This is a genomic window from Hymenobacter psychrotolerans DSM 18569 (assembly GCF_900142395.1).
Lineage (GTDB): Bacteria > Bacteroidota > Bacteroidia > Cytophagales > Hymenobacteraceae > Hymenobacter > Hymenobacter psychrotolerans.
Window position 1 is genome coordinate 33,405 of record NZ_FRAS01000025.1, and the last position, 14,551, is coordinate 47,955.

Sequence of the window (14,551 nt, forward strand, 5' to 3'; positions counted from 1 at the left end):
TTCGCTGCAGCTGTGACCTACGCGAAAATATCCATAATCAAGCTGATTTCTTGAATCAAGGCACCTGGTTAATATGGTATTTTATAAATGTATTGACAATGACAAAGCCTAACCAGTCACTGGTTAGGCTTTGTCATTGTCAGGAACGAATCTGAAAACCTATTCTCCGATGACGTACACCGGTACGGCCTGCGCGTCAACGCCCCGGCCGGTTTCCTTCTTAACTTCTTTGCCATCCAGCAGGATAGCGCAGGTGATTTCCGAGGCCGCCGTTCCGCCGTCGATGCTGGCCAGGATGGTCAGGTTGTCGCCCTGCTTCATGGTGCGCTTAAACTTGTAGCTCACCGGCAGCGGTGTGTTGCTGAGCGTCGTATTGCCGCCGCTTTCGTTGGTGTAGCTCAGGTAGTCCGAGGTTGGAGCATTGGAGGTAACCTTGTATTCTACCTGATACTCTTTCGGGCCGGAGGGCGTGGCGTCGTTGTCTTTGGAGCAGCTCGTGACCAGAGCCGCGCAGCTCAGCAGTAGATAGGCAAGTCGTTTCATAGGTCAGAAGAAAGGGGTTAGCGAAAGTGATACCGCAGGCCAATGCTGGCCAGGCCTGGCCATTGGTCGACCAGCGGATTATTGAACAAGTAGCCTTTAGTACCCGTGGCCACGAGCGAGAGCCGGTTGCCGAGGAAGAAATCCGCTTCGGCTCCTACCTGGGGGCCGTAAGTGAAGCGCTGCGGCTCTTTCGCACCGGTCATCATCTCCCCGGTGCCGTTCTGGTTGGTCCACTCGTAGCCCGCGCCTGCACCCACCAGCAGGTGCACGTAGGCTACCTCCCCAAGGCGGAACAGCTGGGGCGAGAGCAGAACCCGTCCCTGGTACACCGAGTATTCGCCGCGGGTAGTCAGGGTGCCGTGCTCGTAGCCTCCGCTCAGGCGCAGGGCCAGGTGGTTGGTGAGCATGGGCGTATAGCTCAGCTCGTAGTAGTCGCCGGTTTCGGAGCGACCGAGGTGTGCCCCCCAAGAGGCCAGGTGCTTGACGTGCCGCTGGGCGGAGGCCGGCAGAATACCGACCCCCGCGAGCAGAAGCACCACTAACAGGAGCTTTTTCATAGGATGCTAGCGCGGCCGTGCACGGTCCATTTTAATCAGCGCGTTCCGGCTGAGGGTCGAGGCGTACACCGCTTCGGCGGCCTGGTGGGCAGGGCCAGCCTGCGAGGCTTCCATGAACAGCCGGTCGCCCTGCTCGCGCAGCTGCATAGCCTTAATCAGGTTGTCGTTCGAGGAGTTCAGGGCCGCTATCCGCTCGCCCTCGGTCATGGCGTAACGGCCCGGATTCTTCAGCGTGGCCTGCATTTCCACGCTTTGCGCGGTCATCTCGTCGGCAATCTTGTAGTAGTTCACGGCCATAGCCAGCTTGCGCTTGGCCATCATCTCTTCGGCTGCAAACAGGGAAACCGTGGATTCCTCACGCTTGGCCTGGTACTGGTCGCTGGTCATATTGCCGTTGGGGTCGGCCGAGCTGGTGCCGAAGCGCGAGAACACGTCGTACATCGTATTCACGTCCTGCATGGGGTTGGTCAGCTGCAGGGCCTGCCGCAGGCGCTGGGCCTTGGCGTAAACGGGCATCATTTGGTTGGTCTGGCTGCGGCCGGACATGGCTAGGGCCCGCGCAAACAGCTCCTGCGGGTTGGAGAGGCGCAAGTCCTGAATGCTCTGCACCTTCCGCAGGTCGGCCTGCACCTGCTTCTGCAGGTCGAGCCCTTCCTGGGTGAGGCTGCGCACTTCGCTGGTGATATCCTTCGTGACGCCGGCAATCTGACGGGCGTCCTTTACTACCTGGTAGTTCTGCACCGTGGAGGACCACTGCTGCAGGCGCTTGGCAAACTCGCCAATCTGCACGCCCATGTGCAGCGGGTCATTAACCACCATCTGCGCCCGGGCCTGACCGGCCGGGGCCAGTAGTAGCGCAACGGCCGCCAGGGCCGGAAAAAGAGACTTTTTCATTGTCGTGGAATTGGTGAAAGGATTAACGTCCCGACGCCGTGGCCGGCCCCATCTGGCCGGCGGCAGCCGTGGTAATCAGGATGGGGTAGCCGTCGGGCAGCAGCACGTCCCGCAGCTTGGTGCGCGCTTTGGGCCGGCTGAGCACGCCCATGGCCACGCGCCCGCCCACGCCCACCACCGAATTGGCCGCCGAGGCGGAGCGGTCGATGGCGGTGCTGACCTCCTGCATGGACTGCTGCTGCAGGTCCTGGCCGGCGAGGCTGGCATCTTTGGCTACCCGCTTCACGGGGTCAATCATGATGCCGGGCATATAGTTGTAGTCGTAGATGCTGGCCGCGACCCGGTTGGGCCCGAGGCGGTTGACTTCCAGCATCACGTTGTTGGTACCCACGGTAGCAACGGCGGCGAAGACGGTATTCTTCGGGAAGGTCACGCCCGACACCACGGCGTCTTCCTGCAGCCGCAGCAGCACCACGGAGCCGGTTCGCACCTTCTGCTCGCCGTTGATGACGCACTTGAAAAACACGTCGGGCACTAGTTCTGCCTGGCTGCTCTGGGCCATCATCCGGGCGGAGCCCGCGACCTTGACGGTATTGAAGCCATCCATACCGGGCGCGCTGGCGCGGCTGGCCAGGCTCTGCGCGACGGCCCTGGGGTCGCGGTAGCGCTTGCCGGTCATGCGCTCGTAGGCGGCACGAGTTTCGGGTGGAGACGTGCTCAGCATGGCCAGCACGTCCGGGTCGGTTTCAAACGGGGTGCCGTCCGTGTCGGTCGCCAGCTCCGGCGCGGCCCGCGCCCGGCGCGCCGCGCCGGAGCTGGTCCGGCGGGCCACGCTGCCAGCTACCTGGCCCGGCCGCCGCCGGGGCACTACCAGCGTCTGGGCATGGTACGAGCCCGTTGCGGGGTCCTGCACCGTGGCTTCAATGGTGTCCACGTCGGCCACGGCGAGGCGGGCTTCCTCCTGCCGGCGGCGCGCTGCCGCCGTGAGGGCCGCCGCCCGCTGCTTCCGCCGCTGGGCCTGCCCCATCGTATCGGCCACGAAGGCTTCTGCGACTTCATCGGTATTGAGGCGGGTGGGCGTGCTCTGCGTTTCCTGCTCCAGCCGGCGCTGCTGCTCTATCTGCGCGGAGGGCGACACCGGCTCTGCCGCCGCCGTGGGGGCCGCCTTAATCTCGGGCTCGATGTTTTCCGAGGCTGCTGCTACGACTTCCTTCTTCTGCTGTGCGGCCTGAGTGGCGGAGCGCAGCCAGAGAAACAGACCCATGCCGACCAGCAGCACCAGCAGACCGGTCAGGAGTAGCCAGTTGTTGCGCAGCGTTTCCAGCGGCGTGGCTTTGGATTGGCCGGCGGGGGCGGGCCGTTGCGGGCCGAAGTGCTCCGCGTCGTCGTGCGCCGCGGAGCCCATGGCCGGGGGGTGGGTGTGGGGATTTGCGGGTTCCATAGCAGCGGCGTTAGATGGTAGAGGCTCGATTGATGACCCGCGAAGGCACCGGCAGCACCAGAACCCGCGCCCCGTTCAGTTCCCGCAGGGTCACTTCCAGGTAGCCCCGGTCGGTGGCCGCGTAGAGCGGAATGGCATAGGTCAGGTAGCCGGTGGTGCGGCCCGTAACCACCTGATTGGCTAGGCCCCCCGAGGGTGCCAGTGGCCGGCGCGCTTCGTTCTTCTTGCGGGCCAGAAACTTCTTATGGGCGTTTTCCACCAGCTGGAAGTCGGTGAAATCGACGTTGTAGTCAATGGCCGAGTGGTTGATGACCTTGAAGCGCAGGTAGGTAAAATCCTTATCGTTGCGCACGTTGGCCAGCGACAGTACCAGGTCGTTGTCGACGACGGCCACGGCCTGGTGCTCTTCCCGCGTTTTGCGCAGCTGGCTGAGCTTGCCCTCCACGGCCACTTTCTTCTCCCGCTCCTTGTCCAGGGCCAGCTCATTCTCCGGGGCCGCGCCGGCCGCCGTGCCCTCGCTGGTACCGCTGCTCACGCTCAGCGCGCCGTCTTTCTGAAAGTCGTAGAGTTGCAGCACCGGCCGGTTCACGTACACGAGGCGGCCCATCCAGTACTTGGAGCCGTAGCGAATGAGGATGGGCGTGGGCGGCGCGGATTTGCGACGGGCGCGCACGAACACGGCGTTGGCTTCAATCTTCACCAGGTAGTTATTGGCCATGCCCACGTCGACCAGCGACACGGGGCCGCCGAAAACGAGGTAAGTAGTGGAACTGTCGGACACGGCCACGTCCAGCAGTGCCGGGGCCGCCGATGGTGCCGCGGCGGGCCGCAGCACGGCCGTGGAGGATTGGGCTGACGTGGCCGAAGCTAGCAGCAGGGGCAGGCTCAAGGCCAGCAAAAGCTTGGAAAACATAGTGCGATGCGCTTGGAGAAAGGATAGTATTAGTTTCCCGCTGCGGGGGCGGCGGGTGCAGCCGCAGCTGCTGCCGGGGCAGGCGCGTCGCCGGCTGCGGGAGCCAGGGCCCCGGCGCTGCGCTGAGCTTCCAGCAGGGCCCGCTGCCGGTCGGCTTCCTGCTCCTTCAGGGCCTGTAGCTCCTCCCGCGACACCTGCGGATTGTAGGGGATGTAGTCGAAGTTGGTGATGAGCATCCCGTAGGGGTTGGCATCGGACCGGTTGGTTTCGGTCAGGTTGAACTTGGCGGCCAGCGGCAGGGGCTCCTTCTGCTCGCCCCCGATGAAGATGCGCTGCTTGATGTACACCCGGCCTGACCAGGGGCGGTGGTTCATGTCGATGCTCACGCTGTCCACCGTCACCACGTTGCGGGCGGCGTACCGCTCGTAGTTCTGCAGCACTTGGCCCCGCGTGAAGCCGTCGTAGATGCGCCGGCCGCCGCGCCCCTCAATCAGGGGCAGGGCCGCATCCAGATTGGTTTTGTAGGTGTATTGGTCGTGGCCGAACATGGTCTGCATGAAGTTGCGCACCAAGTTGCGGGCCTCGTAGGGCGTGTGGGTTTCGGTGCTGGGCGCGGAGAGGGCGGCCACCGAGCCGGTCTGGCCTACCACGTACACGCGCCGGCCGCTGTTCTCGTAGGCGCGGTACACCAGAAAGCCCGCCGCCAGCGACACGAGCAGCAGGGCCAGGACGCTCCCCATCGCCAGGTTGCGCATGGTGGAGAATGAGGTACTTAGGTTTTTAGCGGAGTCCATTAAAAAGGCTGATTAAGTCAACGGAAGGAGGTTTTTAAGGTCGGGGCTTTCTTCCCCACTGCCCCTAATTGGCCAGGGGCAGGTACACTTGTTTATCCTGATAGGGATACACCAGCAGCCGCTGCGCGTTATCCCGGTCGAGGTAGGTGTAGAGCACCCCTTGCACCGTGACGGGCTCCCCGGGCCGCACCTGCACGACCTTGCTGCCCACGCTCATCTCCGAGATGTAGAAGCGCATCAGCGAGTCTTTCGGCGTCTGCAGTACCAGCAGGGCTGATTTGGGCTTGGTCTCCACGTAGCCCGTGGGCTTCCAGCGCAGCACCGCCTCGAACGGAATCTTGTAGCCGGGGCCTACCTTGGGGTAGCCCGGCTTCACCCCGATGCGCCACATGGGCGGCAGGCTGATAGTGATGGGATGCAGGGCCTGCCCCTTCACCGACACCAGCTCCAGGTAGCCTTCGGCCGGCAGCAGCTGCTCCACGCCGGCACGCACGTCAACCGCCGAGGCCGGCCGGGCCGGGGGCAGCGCGTAAGCCGCTTTTTGCGCCGCCATACGGGCCTGCTCAGCGGGGCTTTCCGCTTGCGCTTCCAGCGCGTCGGCGAGGGCCGCGCTGGCTTTTTCTTCTTTGGATTGACAGGCAGTGGCCAGGCCCAGGGTTAGCAGGGCCAGGTAGCGGGTGGGATAGTTCATCGGAAAGGAGGGGAATGGTTAGGCCGTCCACAGCCCGGAAGGCCGTTGCCGGTAAGAAGGATTGAGGGCATCGGACATGGTAATGGAGGGCAGGCCCGCCGAGGCTGAGCTGCCGCCGCTTGGGGCCGGGCCGGGGTCGGCTGAGCCGCCGCCCGTGCCCCCGCCGGAGCCGCCACCACCCGAGGGGCTGCCACTGCTCATGGCCCGGCCGATGGCCCCGGACACGCCGTGGCCGCCGCCGGCCATGCCGGCCGAAACACCGGCCGCCGCCGCTGCCGCCGAAGTAGCCATGCCCACCACGGAGCCCACGAACCCTTGCGCGGCCGAGGAGCCTATAAACAGGCTCGTCAGGTAGGGTACCATGAGGTAGAGCATGATGAAAGCCACGGAGACAATCAGCTGGCGGGTATCTGACTCCGCCGCCACCGGGGCGGAGAAAACCCCGCCAAACGTGGTGTTGGAAGCCGTGTAGAAGGTGTAGAGCAAATCCAGCAGGGCAAACGAGAGCCCCCAGAACTGCACGGCCAGGAAGTTCTGCAGCCACTTGATGGCCAGCTGGCCAAAGGCCGGCACTACCGACAGGCACAGGGAAATGGGGCCGCACACGAAGAGGAAGCCCAGAATGAACTGCTGGATGAACTGCATGATTTGCCGAATCAGCAGCACCACTTCCCCGGTCACCAGCTGCAGCAGAATGTTGGTCAGGCTGAACGAGGTAATGGTTTTGAGCAGGTTGGCTATTTCCTGCGCCCCTTGCTCCACCACCGTTTTCTGCGAGAGCGTTTCCGAGGTGCTGATGGTCGCGCCCATCGCCGAAGCGGCCGTGGAGCCGTCGGGGGTGGCAAACATGCGGGTGAACCCGGCAATGCCCGAGCTGAGCGTGTCAATCAGCTCCTTGTAGAAGAAGAGCAGGAAGAATATCCAGACGGCCTTGATGATGGGGCCCCAGTCCATGGCCAGCCCGTTGCCCGAGATAAAGCCGCGCCCGATGGTGTAGAGCAAGGCAATGAGCATGAAGGTGGGCGTGATGTAGCGGCAGGCGCGCAGCACGATTTGCAGGGTCTGGTCGCAGGCGCTCAGAAAGCCCGGGTCGGCCCCGTAGGCGACCATTATGTATAGGCTGCTCATTGGGCCAGGACACCCTTGCGGGCCTGTTTATCCTCCACAAACTGGTCGACGGCGTAATCCAGCCGCTGCACCTTCACGGGTTCGTACTGCGGGTTGCCCTCGGCATCCAGCTTCGGCCGGCCGTTTCGGTCCAGCACCGGCTTCAGGTTGGTCTGCTGGTAGAACTTGACCAGCTTGTTGAGGTAGTTGCGCTCCACGGGCTTGGAGGTCAGAATAGCATCGAGCTGCGGCGAGGCCTCCACCCCGAATATCTTGCCCTTCGCGCCCTGCTTGATGAATATCTCGCGCAGCGCCTCGGTGGAGCGCACCGACTTAATCAGGTCCATCTCGTGGCCGGTCAGGCCGAGCGGGGCCTGCAGCTGGGCCAGCGAGTCGGGGTTGACGTGGCGCAGGATAATCTTGGTGGCCGAATTGTTGATGATGGCCGGCCCAATTTTGCTGCTGGTAATCTCGGTGATGCCCTGAGTGATGATGGTCACCGAGCCGTTGGTTTTGCGGATGGTGCGGTACATCGACTCGATGAACTCGGAGAGCACGCCCGAAAGCATGGTCCAGGCCTCGTCCAGGGCGATGTACTTGATGTCGTCGGGAAACTTGCGGAACAAATCCAGGCTCAGCTCGGTGATGAGCATGGCCACCACCGGGTAGAGGTCGGGGTCGGCCTGCACCTTGGCCAAATCAAAGCAGATGAGCCGGTACTCCGACAGGTCCACGTCGCGCTTGGCGTTGAGCACCCGCTCGTAGCGGCCGCCGGTGATGTACTGGCCCAGCACCAGAAAGAACTGGTGCATGTCGATGTACTTCAGGTTTTTCTGGTACTGCCGGCGGGCGCCATCCAGCGGGTCGGGCTCCACCCCGTCGCCGGGCACGGCCACGGGCTTCTGCATCTCGTGGTCGAACTGCTCCACGAAGCGGTAGAAGCTTTCCATGCCGGGAAACTCCTCGTCCTTCTGGTTCAGGCGCGGGCTCTCGTTCAGGCAGGCGTAGTACTCAATCAGAAAGCGCGAGAGGATGGTGCGCTCCGACTTGTCCAGCCCGGTATCCTTGCCGCCCTTCCAGAGGGCCGCGAGCAGGGCCAGGTGAAAGTTGGTTTTCTCGTCGTTGTAGAGCCACTTGCCCGCGGCGTCGCGGGGCACCACGAAGGGGTTGAACTCGATAGGTCGCTGCGGGTCGTACTCGAAGTAGGTGTTGTCGAAGTCTTCGCCGTTGAGCGACTGCAGCACGTTGCGGTAGGTGCCGCCCACGTCCATAATAATCTGGCGGGCGCCCTTCTCGAAGCGCTGCACAATCAGGTTGCCGAAAGTGTAGCTCTTGCCCGAGCCCGAGGGGCCGATGACAATGGCGTTCTGGTTGTCCAGGGCCGTGTTGAAGAGGTTTACCTGCACCAGGTTGCGGAACCGGTCGGTGAGGTATTCCCCCACCGGGTCGGTTTTATAGGTGGCCGTCCAGTGGGTGTAGCACGCGCCCCGGTCCGACGAGCAGGTCAGCCAGCGGTCCGGCACCTGGTAGGCGTTGCCGGGCAGCAAACCGAAGAACACGGGCAGGGCCAGGTAGCTTTCCACTACGCTCTCGGTGCCGAACATGTAGCGAAAGGCCGCCGTGGCCCGCTCCACGTTTTCCCGGCGGCTGTTGTCGTTGGTGTCCCACAGCAGCAAGGAGAGGTGCAGGCCCACAATCTGCTTGTTTTCGGCCCGCACCTCGGCGGTAAACTCCTCGACCTCGGCCGCCCGTAGCGCATTATCCTGCGTGGAGAGGAATGAGAGCGAGGCGTTGAGCTTGCGGTCGGTATCCAGCGAGCTAAGCTCGGCGCGGGTATCCTGAACCAGCAGCGCCTGCGTCAGAATGTGCGGGCACTGCAGGACGTGGGTGAGCGGGTAGAGCATGGGCGCGGTGACGCCGTAGCTGTTCTTTACCACCGGGTGGGCCTCGCTGCCCTGGCCCACCATCGAGAGAATATTTACCCGGTGCTCGCCCACGCTGAGCGCGCCCATGTCGTTGCCAATCTCGCGCTCCTGCCGGGTAGGCTGGCCATCGAAGCTGAGGTTGAAATACTGCAGGTAAAGCTGGTGCATCTCCCGGCCGCCCAGTCGCTCAAACGTAACGCCGCCCAGGTTCTTGATGCCCTGCACGAATTCCACGGCGCTGGCTTCGGCCAATTCCAGGGTCTGGACGAGCTGCGCGAAGGGGTTTTTCATCAGCGCTTCTCCGGCGCGGGCCACCAAGGCATTCACGGCGTTGGTGCGGGGCGCTTTTACCGCCACCGGCGCGAAGGAGAGGAACAGGTAGGACTTCTGAAACAGCACCAGCCGCTCGAAGAAGTGCTTGTTCATCTTGCCCTCGAAGTAGGTCTGCTGGGTCTTGTCCTCGCGGTAGGGCCGGTCGTAGTAGATGTCGGTTTTCTGCACGATGGTGCCTACCGGCAGAGGGCGCAGCACGCCCACCAGCGCGGTCTGGAAGGCCTCGTAGTCGTCCACCGTCCAGCTTTCCATCTCGGCCGGCTCAATAGCGAAGCCCACCGCGACACGACCATCCTTGAAGACCACCTTGTCGCCCTCGAAGCTGTGCACGGGCATCACGGCGTCAAACGCGGCCGTTTTTGGTTTTTTTGCCATGAAGAGTGGGAATGGGAAGGGAGCCCACCGCCAGGCGGCGGGGCTGGATGAAGGTGTAGGAGAGCCAGCCCATCAGGAAGCCGGGAGCTTGCGTGCGGGTGAGGTAGCGCAGGCTCAGCATCAGGCCTACTTCCGTGAGGATGACCACCAGATAGACCATGCGCGGAATCTTGACAGCCATGCCCAAGAAGCCCAGCAGCAGCACGGAGCCGATGAACAGGCCCACCAGCAGGCCCAGGTCCTGCAGGTTCATACCCAGCACCTGCGCGGGGCGCTCAATGGATTTGTAGGAACGCATGGCAGCGGCTTAGTCGGTGATGCCGCCCCCGTCACTGCCGCCCACGGCGCTGACCAAATCGTCCTTGAAGAGCTGGAAGCCGAACCAGAGCAGCACCCCGCCCACCAGCCAGCCCAGGGAGCCCAGCGCGTCGGGTGAGCCCTGGATAAACTTCATTACCACCCGAATAAGGCCGATAATCAGAATGATGGCGAAGATGACCTGCACGATGCCAATCACCTTTTCCTTGACCTGGGTGAGGGCCGCTTCGGCGCTTTGCGCCCGCGCCGCGCCGGTGGAGAGGGCCAGCACCGTCAGCAGCGCGTAGCCGCGCTGCTCCAGCTTGGAAGGTTGGTAGGCTTTGCCGGCTACTACCAGGTTTGCCGCCAGATTGAGGGGTTTGTTGAGCATAGGAGTAAGAAAAAAAGGGGAAGGAAGTAGGGCGCTTATCGCCCGATAAGCAGGGCAGAAGAAGCGCGGAAATAAGGGGTAGTGCCGGAGGGATGCATGGCTAGGCGGAGCCTTCCTTGATGAGGGCGGTCAGGGCAGCTTTCTGGCTATCGGTGCCGGTGCGCAGGGCCGCCCGGTTGCTTTTTCTCAGCTCCGCGGCGGCTTTGCGGTTGGCCTCATCATTCTTGGTGCGCGTGGCTTCCGTGAGCGGGTTGCTGTAGATGGCCTGGGGCACGGTGACTTCCCCGGCCGCTTCTGGTTTGGCCGGCTCGCTGCCGGCAGTTGTCGCCGCTTCGGCCGTGGCCGGTGCTACCGCAGGCTCTGTCCTATCAGTGCCGAGCAACTCCAGCACATTCACCTTTGCGCCGGGCGCGTGGCGCGAGGACTGCAGCGGGGTCGTTCCGGCATCTTTGCCGGAAGCCGGACCCGGCGTGTCTGGCTGTTGCGCCTGTTCAGGGATGGGTTTCTTGGCCGCTTCGCTGTCAGCTGCCGCTGCGGCTTGGGCCTGCTCTTGCGGTACCCGCTGGTCCTCGTCGGGCATGAGCCGGGCTAGCGCATTGCCGGGAGCCGGCGGCGGACTTGGCGCGACTACCTCCAGGGAAGGTAGAATAGTTGCGGGGCCATAATGAAAAGACCACACCGAGCGGTGGTTGCTCTTGGCCACGAGGTCAGCCGGCTTGCTCTTACTCTTGATGCGCCGCCAAGCCAAGCCGGACAGGGCAAACAGTAAAAACAGGGTGAACACAACGATAAAGGCCATTTTCATATGAGCCCTGCTTACGACTGCTATTCTGAAAGAGTTCTGAAAGATTTCTAAAATGATTCTTTTAGTATTCTGTAAAACTTCTGATAAGTTTCTTCGTTAGGGATGGGCAACCGCGTTTAGGCCGAGCCAACTGCCGTTGAGCTGCTACCGGAGCGCGGGGTACCATTGCGAGTTTTGTATTAGCCATTTGCAGCGAATGGCTTGAATTCGTGTCTTTGTAGATTATGCCTCTCGTTAGGTCTACTAACACACCTGTTCATCCCTCACAAAGCCACCTCTTGCATGGTACCATCTGTACACGTTTCGGCCCCCTTGGGCTTTCCCGACCTAAATCTCACCGTCCCTTATGCCGACGTTTTACGCTATGCTCAATTCCGCCTGCTGATGCTTCCTAAAGGGGAGCTGAAATCGTTCTGCGAGCAGCACGAGCTGCCCTACACCAGTATCGTAGGACTGAAAAACAACTCCCTGAAGCGCGAAGAGCCCCGCCTGCTGCAGCGCCTGCTCCGCAACCTCGACGTAGCCACTGAGCTAATCAGGATTCCGCCCAACAGCGAGAGCCCGCGCTTTCTATTTCCCAGCCAGGAGGCCCTGACCACTTTCCAGAAGCAGCTGAAGTGCTTCGACAGCGGCACCCCTCCCCTGCCCGGCACCGAGCACGCCGCCGGCGCATCGGCAGCCCCAGCCCCGTAACCTCGACCGGATAGTTTTCTGGGTAGCCAGGCGGACTCATTCCTGCCTCCCCTTCCCCGCCCGGAGCTACTGGTCATCAACGACCACTTGTAAGCTCCCCGCGATGAATGCCCCTATCCGAGAAAACGACCCCACCGAGCTTGACCGGTTCAAGCGTGACATTGACCTGGTAGACTACGCCGAGCGGCAGGGCTATCAAGTCAGGAAGGAAGGCAAGCGCGGCGACTGGCACCAGCTCGAAAAAGACGGGGAGGTGCTCATCGTCACCCGTAAGGCCGACCACCAGGTGTACCTGAACACCGGCGACGACCGGGACAAGGGCAGCGTTATTGATTTTGCGAAAACCCGGGGCGGCAACGGCCACGGATTGAATTTGGGGCAGGTTCGCCAGCAGCTACGCGAGTATCTGCATGACGGGCCTGCCCCAGCCCGTGTTTATGCTGCCCCGGTGGACGTGAGCCGGCTCAATGCCCTGCCCGTGGGCGACCCGGACCATGAGCGCCAGCAGCAGGAAGACCGTAAAACGCGCCTCATTGCCGAGGTGCTGGGCGTGAATAAGGAGCTAATCGACCGCAGCTACCTGCACGGCCGGGGTATCACCGATAGCACGATTGATAGCCCGGCTTTTCAGGGGCGCATCTTCACCGCGCAGCAGAACGAGCACAAGAACACCGCTTTCCCGCTCTACAACGAGCAGGGCCTGGCCAGCGTCGAGCAAAAGAACGAGCACTACAAGAACCTGCTGCCGCTGCCTAAAAACGGCATCTGGGTATCGCACCCCACCCAGGGTAAGGATACGCCGGTCGAGCGGGTAGTCGTGTCCGAGTCAGCCATTGACTCCCTCTCCCACTACCAGCTGAAACACGCGCAGGACCCCCGGAACACTCTTTACGTGGCTACCAGCGGCACGCCCACCGAAGCGCAGGTGGCCCTGATTCAGCGGGTGGTTGACAAGCAGGAGCCCAAGGAAATCGTGCTGGCCAATGACCGCGACGCTGGCGGGCGACAGTTCAACATGAACTATATGAACGAACTGCACCCGGCCCGCCCGCTGGTACCCGTGGCCGACCAGGAAGCCTACAGGGAAGCCAGCCGCCCGGTGGAGTGGCACGCCACGTCGGATAAATACCACACGGCCCTGAAAGTGAGCTACCGCCACGACAGCGCCGAGAGCGGGGCGGCCCAGGTGCAGCAGCTAACCGAGCGGGTGGCCCGGATGAACGGCACCCAGGAAGCCGGCCCTACCATTGAGCTGGAAGTGCAGCGCAGCACCGAGCGGGAAACCGTCCTACGCCTGTCGGTGGCCAAGGCCGATACCGCCCAGCTCGAAGTAATCAGCCAGGAGCTGTACCGCCAGCGGGAGCAGCTGCGGCCTGAGCAGGAGCGCGGCCAGGAGGCTTTTATCCGGGTCGATTACCCGCAGGCTAAAGACTGGAACCGGGAGCTGGAGCTAAAGACGCAAGGCCTGAGCGCCGAGCAAATCCGCGCCCAGGCGCAGCTGGACGAGCAGCAGCGCGCCGCTGAGCGGGACCAGCGCGAGCAGCAGCGGCAGGCGGAATACGCCCGCTCCGCCGCGATGGAGCGCGCCGAGCAGGAAACCCGCCGCCAGTACGATGAGCGGCAGCGGCAGCAGCGTGCAGACGACAACAGCCCCGAAAGCCAGGCCGAGCGGCAGGCGGAGGACCGTCGCTTCAATCAGGCAATGATGGGCGCGGCAGTCGCTGACGCCGGCCGCCAGGATGAGGAGAAGTCGTTCCGCTCGTACCGAACCGAGCAGGAAGCGGCAGCGCACACGGCGCAGTTCGTGCACGCCCGGGACGCGGGCCTGGTACTGCTAAAGGAATACATCAACGATAATCCCCCTCCCACCGGCCGCAAAGTCGATGAGGCCGAGCAGGCTGAGCTACGCGACCAGGCCCGCTTCGCGGCGCGCCCGGTGGCAGCCGACCTGCCGGCAGCCCAGGCGGAGGTAAAGGTAGCAACTTGGCAAATCGATGAGCTGGAGCCCAACACCACCGGCCGCGCCGAGGCCTGGAAGGAAATTCTGGATAATTCCGGCTACTCGATGCGGACGAGTGAGATTCGTAGCACCGTGGATGAGCAGGGCATCCGGCGGGCGGAGTTCGATATGACCTACCGCAACGACCGGCCCGATATTGCTATCATTCACGCCATCGTGACCAACACCAACGCTCGCGCCGAAGCCGGAAGAGAGCAGTACGCCGGCGTGCGGGTAGCGGAGAGCGAAGCCGACCAGGCAGCGCGCCAGGCAGCGGCCGAAGTGGCCCCCATCCAGCCTCACAACCGGGACCGTAGCCTGGATGTGGCTGAGAAGCCGCAACTAGAAGCTCCGGCTGGTGCTCCAGGCAGCGAGAAGCAAGTTATTATCAAAGTGGACGAGCCCGCCATTGCCCCAGGCGAGCGAGGCCAGGCTGAGGCCGTGCAGGCCGCCGTTAACGGCAGCGGGGCTAAAGCCGGCGACATTCAGAGTACCACCGCCGCCGATGGTATCCGCCACTCGGAGATGAAAGTGTCCTACCGCACTGACCAGCCGGAGCTGAGCCGGATTAGCCCCACGCTGGACGCAGTGGCAGAGCAGCCCGGTAGCCACGTTATGGAGCACAGCAGCGACCGGGCCGAGCGGCGCGAGTTGAGCAAAAGTCAGGAGGTGACTAACCCGGCACGTGTTATAGACATTAACCGGTAGTTTATATGCCAATAGCATCGTAGAGAATAATGCGCCATCGTGATTGAACCGATGTTGCTATACCAGTGAGCTATGCTCACAACGA

14 protein-coding genes are annotated in these 14,551 nt (G+C 62.9%); 2 read left to right on the forward strand and 12 right to left on the reverse strand.

Annotated features, from left to right (window positions below):
- Positions 1–159: 159 nt before the first annotated feature.
- The 12 genes from BUE15_RS17875 to BUE15_RS17930 all read right to left on the reverse strand — a co-directional run bounded on the left by BUE15_RS17875 (position 160) and on the right by BUE15_RS17930 (position 11,060).
- Positions 160–543, reverse strand: a complete 384-nt coding sequence (locus BUE15_RS17875; protein WP_073288128.1) for a hypothetical protein — start codon at positions 541–543, stop codon at positions 160–162.
- 17 nt (positions 544–560) lie between these two features.
- Positions 561–1,100 carry a hypothetical protein gene (locus BUE15_RS17880; RefSeq protein ID WP_073288129.1) on the reverse strand — a complete coding sequence of 180 codons (540 nt, stop codon included), beginning with the start codon at positions 1,098–1,100 and terminating at the stop codon, positions 561–563.
- A gap of 6 nt (positions 1,101–1,106) precedes the next feature.
- Positions 1,107–1,994: a hypothetical protein gene (locus BUE15_RS17885; RefSeq protein WP_073288131.1), complete on the reverse strand. Its 888-nt coding sequence runs from the start codon at positions 1,992–1,994 to the stop codon at positions 1,107–1,109.
- 22 nt (positions 1,995–2,016) lie between these two features.
- The gene (gene traM, locus BUE15_RS17890) at positions 2,017–3,435 is read right to left on the reverse strand and encodes a conjugative transposon protein TraM (RefSeq protein WP_073288133.1); all 1,419 of its coding nucleotides are present in this window, start codon (positions 3,433–3,435) and stop codon (positions 2,017–2,019) included.
- 10 nt (positions 3,436–3,445) lie between these two features.
- The gene (locus tag BUE15_RS17895; RefSeq protein ID WP_073288135.1) at positions 3,446–4,348 is read right to left on the reverse strand and encodes a DUF4138 domain-containing protein; all 903 of its coding nucleotides are present in this window, start codon (positions 4,346–4,348) and stop codon (positions 3,446–3,448) included.
- A 29-nt stretch (positions 4,349–4,377) separates the two neighbouring features.
- Positions 4,378–5,142, reverse strand: a complete 765-nt coding sequence (locus tag BUE15_RS22075) for a hypothetical protein (protein ID WP_073288137.1) — start codon at positions 5,140–5,142, stop codon at positions 4,378–4,380.
- 64 nt (positions 5,143–5,206) lie between these two features.
- The gene (locus BUE15_RS17905) at positions 5,207–5,833 is read right to left on the reverse strand and encodes a hypothetical protein (RefSeq protein WP_073288138.1); all 627 of its coding nucleotides are present in this window, start codon (positions 5,831–5,833) and stop codon (positions 5,207–5,209) included.
- An 18-nt stretch (positions 5,834–5,851) separates the two neighbouring features.
- Positions 5,852–6,961, reverse strand: a complete 1,110-nt coding sequence (locus BUE15_RS17910; RefSeq protein WP_211617685.1) for a hypothetical protein — start codon at positions 6,959–6,961, stop codon at positions 5,852–5,854.
- Positions 6,958–9,573, reverse strand: coding sequence for a TraG/VirB4 family ATPase (locus BUE15_RS17915; protein ID WP_073288142.1), 2,616 nt, complete (start codon positions 9,571–9,573; stop codon positions 6,958–6,960). The genes BUE15_RS17910 and BUE15_RS17915 overlap by 4 nt, the downstream gene beginning before the upstream one ends.
- Complete coding sequence (locus tag BUE15_RS17920; protein ID WP_073288144.1) at positions 9,542–9,871, reverse strand: hypothetical protein; 330 nt, start codon at positions 9,869–9,871, stop codon at positions 9,542–9,544. Before BUE15_RS17920 ends, BUE15_RS17915 begins: the two co-directional genes overlap by 32 nt.
- Positions 9,872–9,880: 9 nt before the next feature.
- The gene (locus BUE15_RS17925) at positions 9,881–10,261 is read right to left on the reverse strand and encodes a DUF4134 domain-containing protein (protein WP_073288146.1); all 381 of its coding nucleotides are present in this window, start codon (positions 10,259–10,261) and stop codon (positions 9,881–9,883) included.
- A 100-nt stretch (positions 10,262–10,361) separates the two neighbouring features.
- Positions 10,362–11,060 carry a hypothetical protein gene (locus tag BUE15_RS17930; protein ID WP_139252402.1) on the reverse strand — a complete coding sequence of 233 codons (699 nt, stop codon included), beginning with the start codon at positions 11,058–11,060 and terminating at the stop codon, positions 10,362–10,364.
- Between the two features lie 390 nt (positions 11,061–11,450).
- Here BUE15_RS17930 and BUE15_RS17935 point away from each other — a divergent pair, with 390 nt between their 5' ends.
- Together BUE15_RS17935 and BUE15_RS17940 are read left to right on the forward strand one after the other, a co-directional pair.
- Entirely contained in the window at positions 11,451–11,759 is a 309-nt protein-coding gene (locus tag BUE15_RS17935) for a hypothetical protein (RefSeq protein WP_073288151.1), read from the forward strand.
- Between the two features lie 103 nt (positions 11,760–11,862).
- Positions 11,863–14,466, forward strand: a complete 2,604-nt coding sequence (locus tag BUE15_RS17940) for a toprim domain-containing protein (protein WP_073288153.1) — start codon at positions 11,863–11,865, stop codon at positions 14,464–14,466.
- The last annotated feature ends 85 nt before the right edge of the window (positions 14,467–14,551 follow it).

Bases quoted from the DNA above. Each gene is read 5' to 3' on its own strand.
- BUE15_RS17875 (WP_073288128.1), bottom strand. From the start codon at position 543: ATGAAACGACTTGCCTATCTACTGCTGAGCTGCGCGGCTCTGGTCACG.
- BUE15_RS17880 (WP_073288129.1), bottom strand. From the start codon at position 1,100: ATGAAAAAGCTCCTGTTAGTGGTGCTTCTGCTCGCGGGGGTCGGTATT.
- BUE15_RS17885 (WP_073288131.1), bottom strand. From the start codon at position 1,994: ATGAAAAAGTCTCTTTTTCCGGCCCTGGCGGCCGTTGCGCTACTACTG.
- traM (WP_073288133.1), bottom strand. From the start codon at position 3,435: ATGGAACCCGCAAATCCCCACACCCACCCCCCGGCCATGGGCTCCGCG.
- BUE15_RS17895 (WP_073288135.1), bottom strand. From the start codon at position 4,348: ATGTTTTCCAAGCTTTTGCTGGCCTTGAGCCTGCCCCTGCTGCTAGCT.
- BUE15_RS22075 (WP_073288137.1), bottom strand. From the start codon at position 5,142: ATGGACTCCGCTAAAAACCTAAGTACCTCATTCTCCACCATGCGCAAC.
- BUE15_RS17905 (WP_073288138.1), bottom strand. From the start codon at position 5,833: ATGAACTATCCCACCCGCTACCTGGCCCTGCTAACCCTGGGCCTGGCC.
- BUE15_RS17910 (WP_211617685.1), bottom strand. From the start codon at position 6,961: ATGAGCAGCCTATACATAATGGTCGCCTACGGGGCCGACCCGGGCTTT.
- BUE15_RS17915 (WP_073288142.1), bottom strand. From the start codon at position 9,573: ATGGCAAAAAAACCAAAAACGGCCGCGTTTGACGCCGTGATGCCCGTG.
- BUE15_RS17920 (WP_073288144.1), bottom strand. From the start codon at position 9,871: ATGCGTTCCTACAAATCCATTGAGCGCCCCGCGCAGGTGCTGGGTATG.
- BUE15_RS17925 (WP_073288146.1), bottom strand. From the start codon at position 10,261: ATGCTCAACAAACCCCTCAATCTGGCGGCAAACCTGGTAGTAGCCGGC.
- BUE15_RS17930 (WP_139252402.1), bottom strand. From the start codon at position 11,060: ATGGCCTTTATCGTTGTGTTCACCCTGTTTTTACTGTTTGCCCTGTCC.
- BUE15_RS17935 (WP_073288151.1), top strand. From the start codon at position 11,451: ATGCTTCCTAAAGGGGAGCTGAAATCGTTCTGCGAGCAGCACGAGCTG.
- BUE15_RS17940 (WP_073288153.1), top strand. From the start codon at position 11,863: ATGAATGCCCCTATCCGAGAAAACGACCCCACCGAGCTTGACCGGTTC.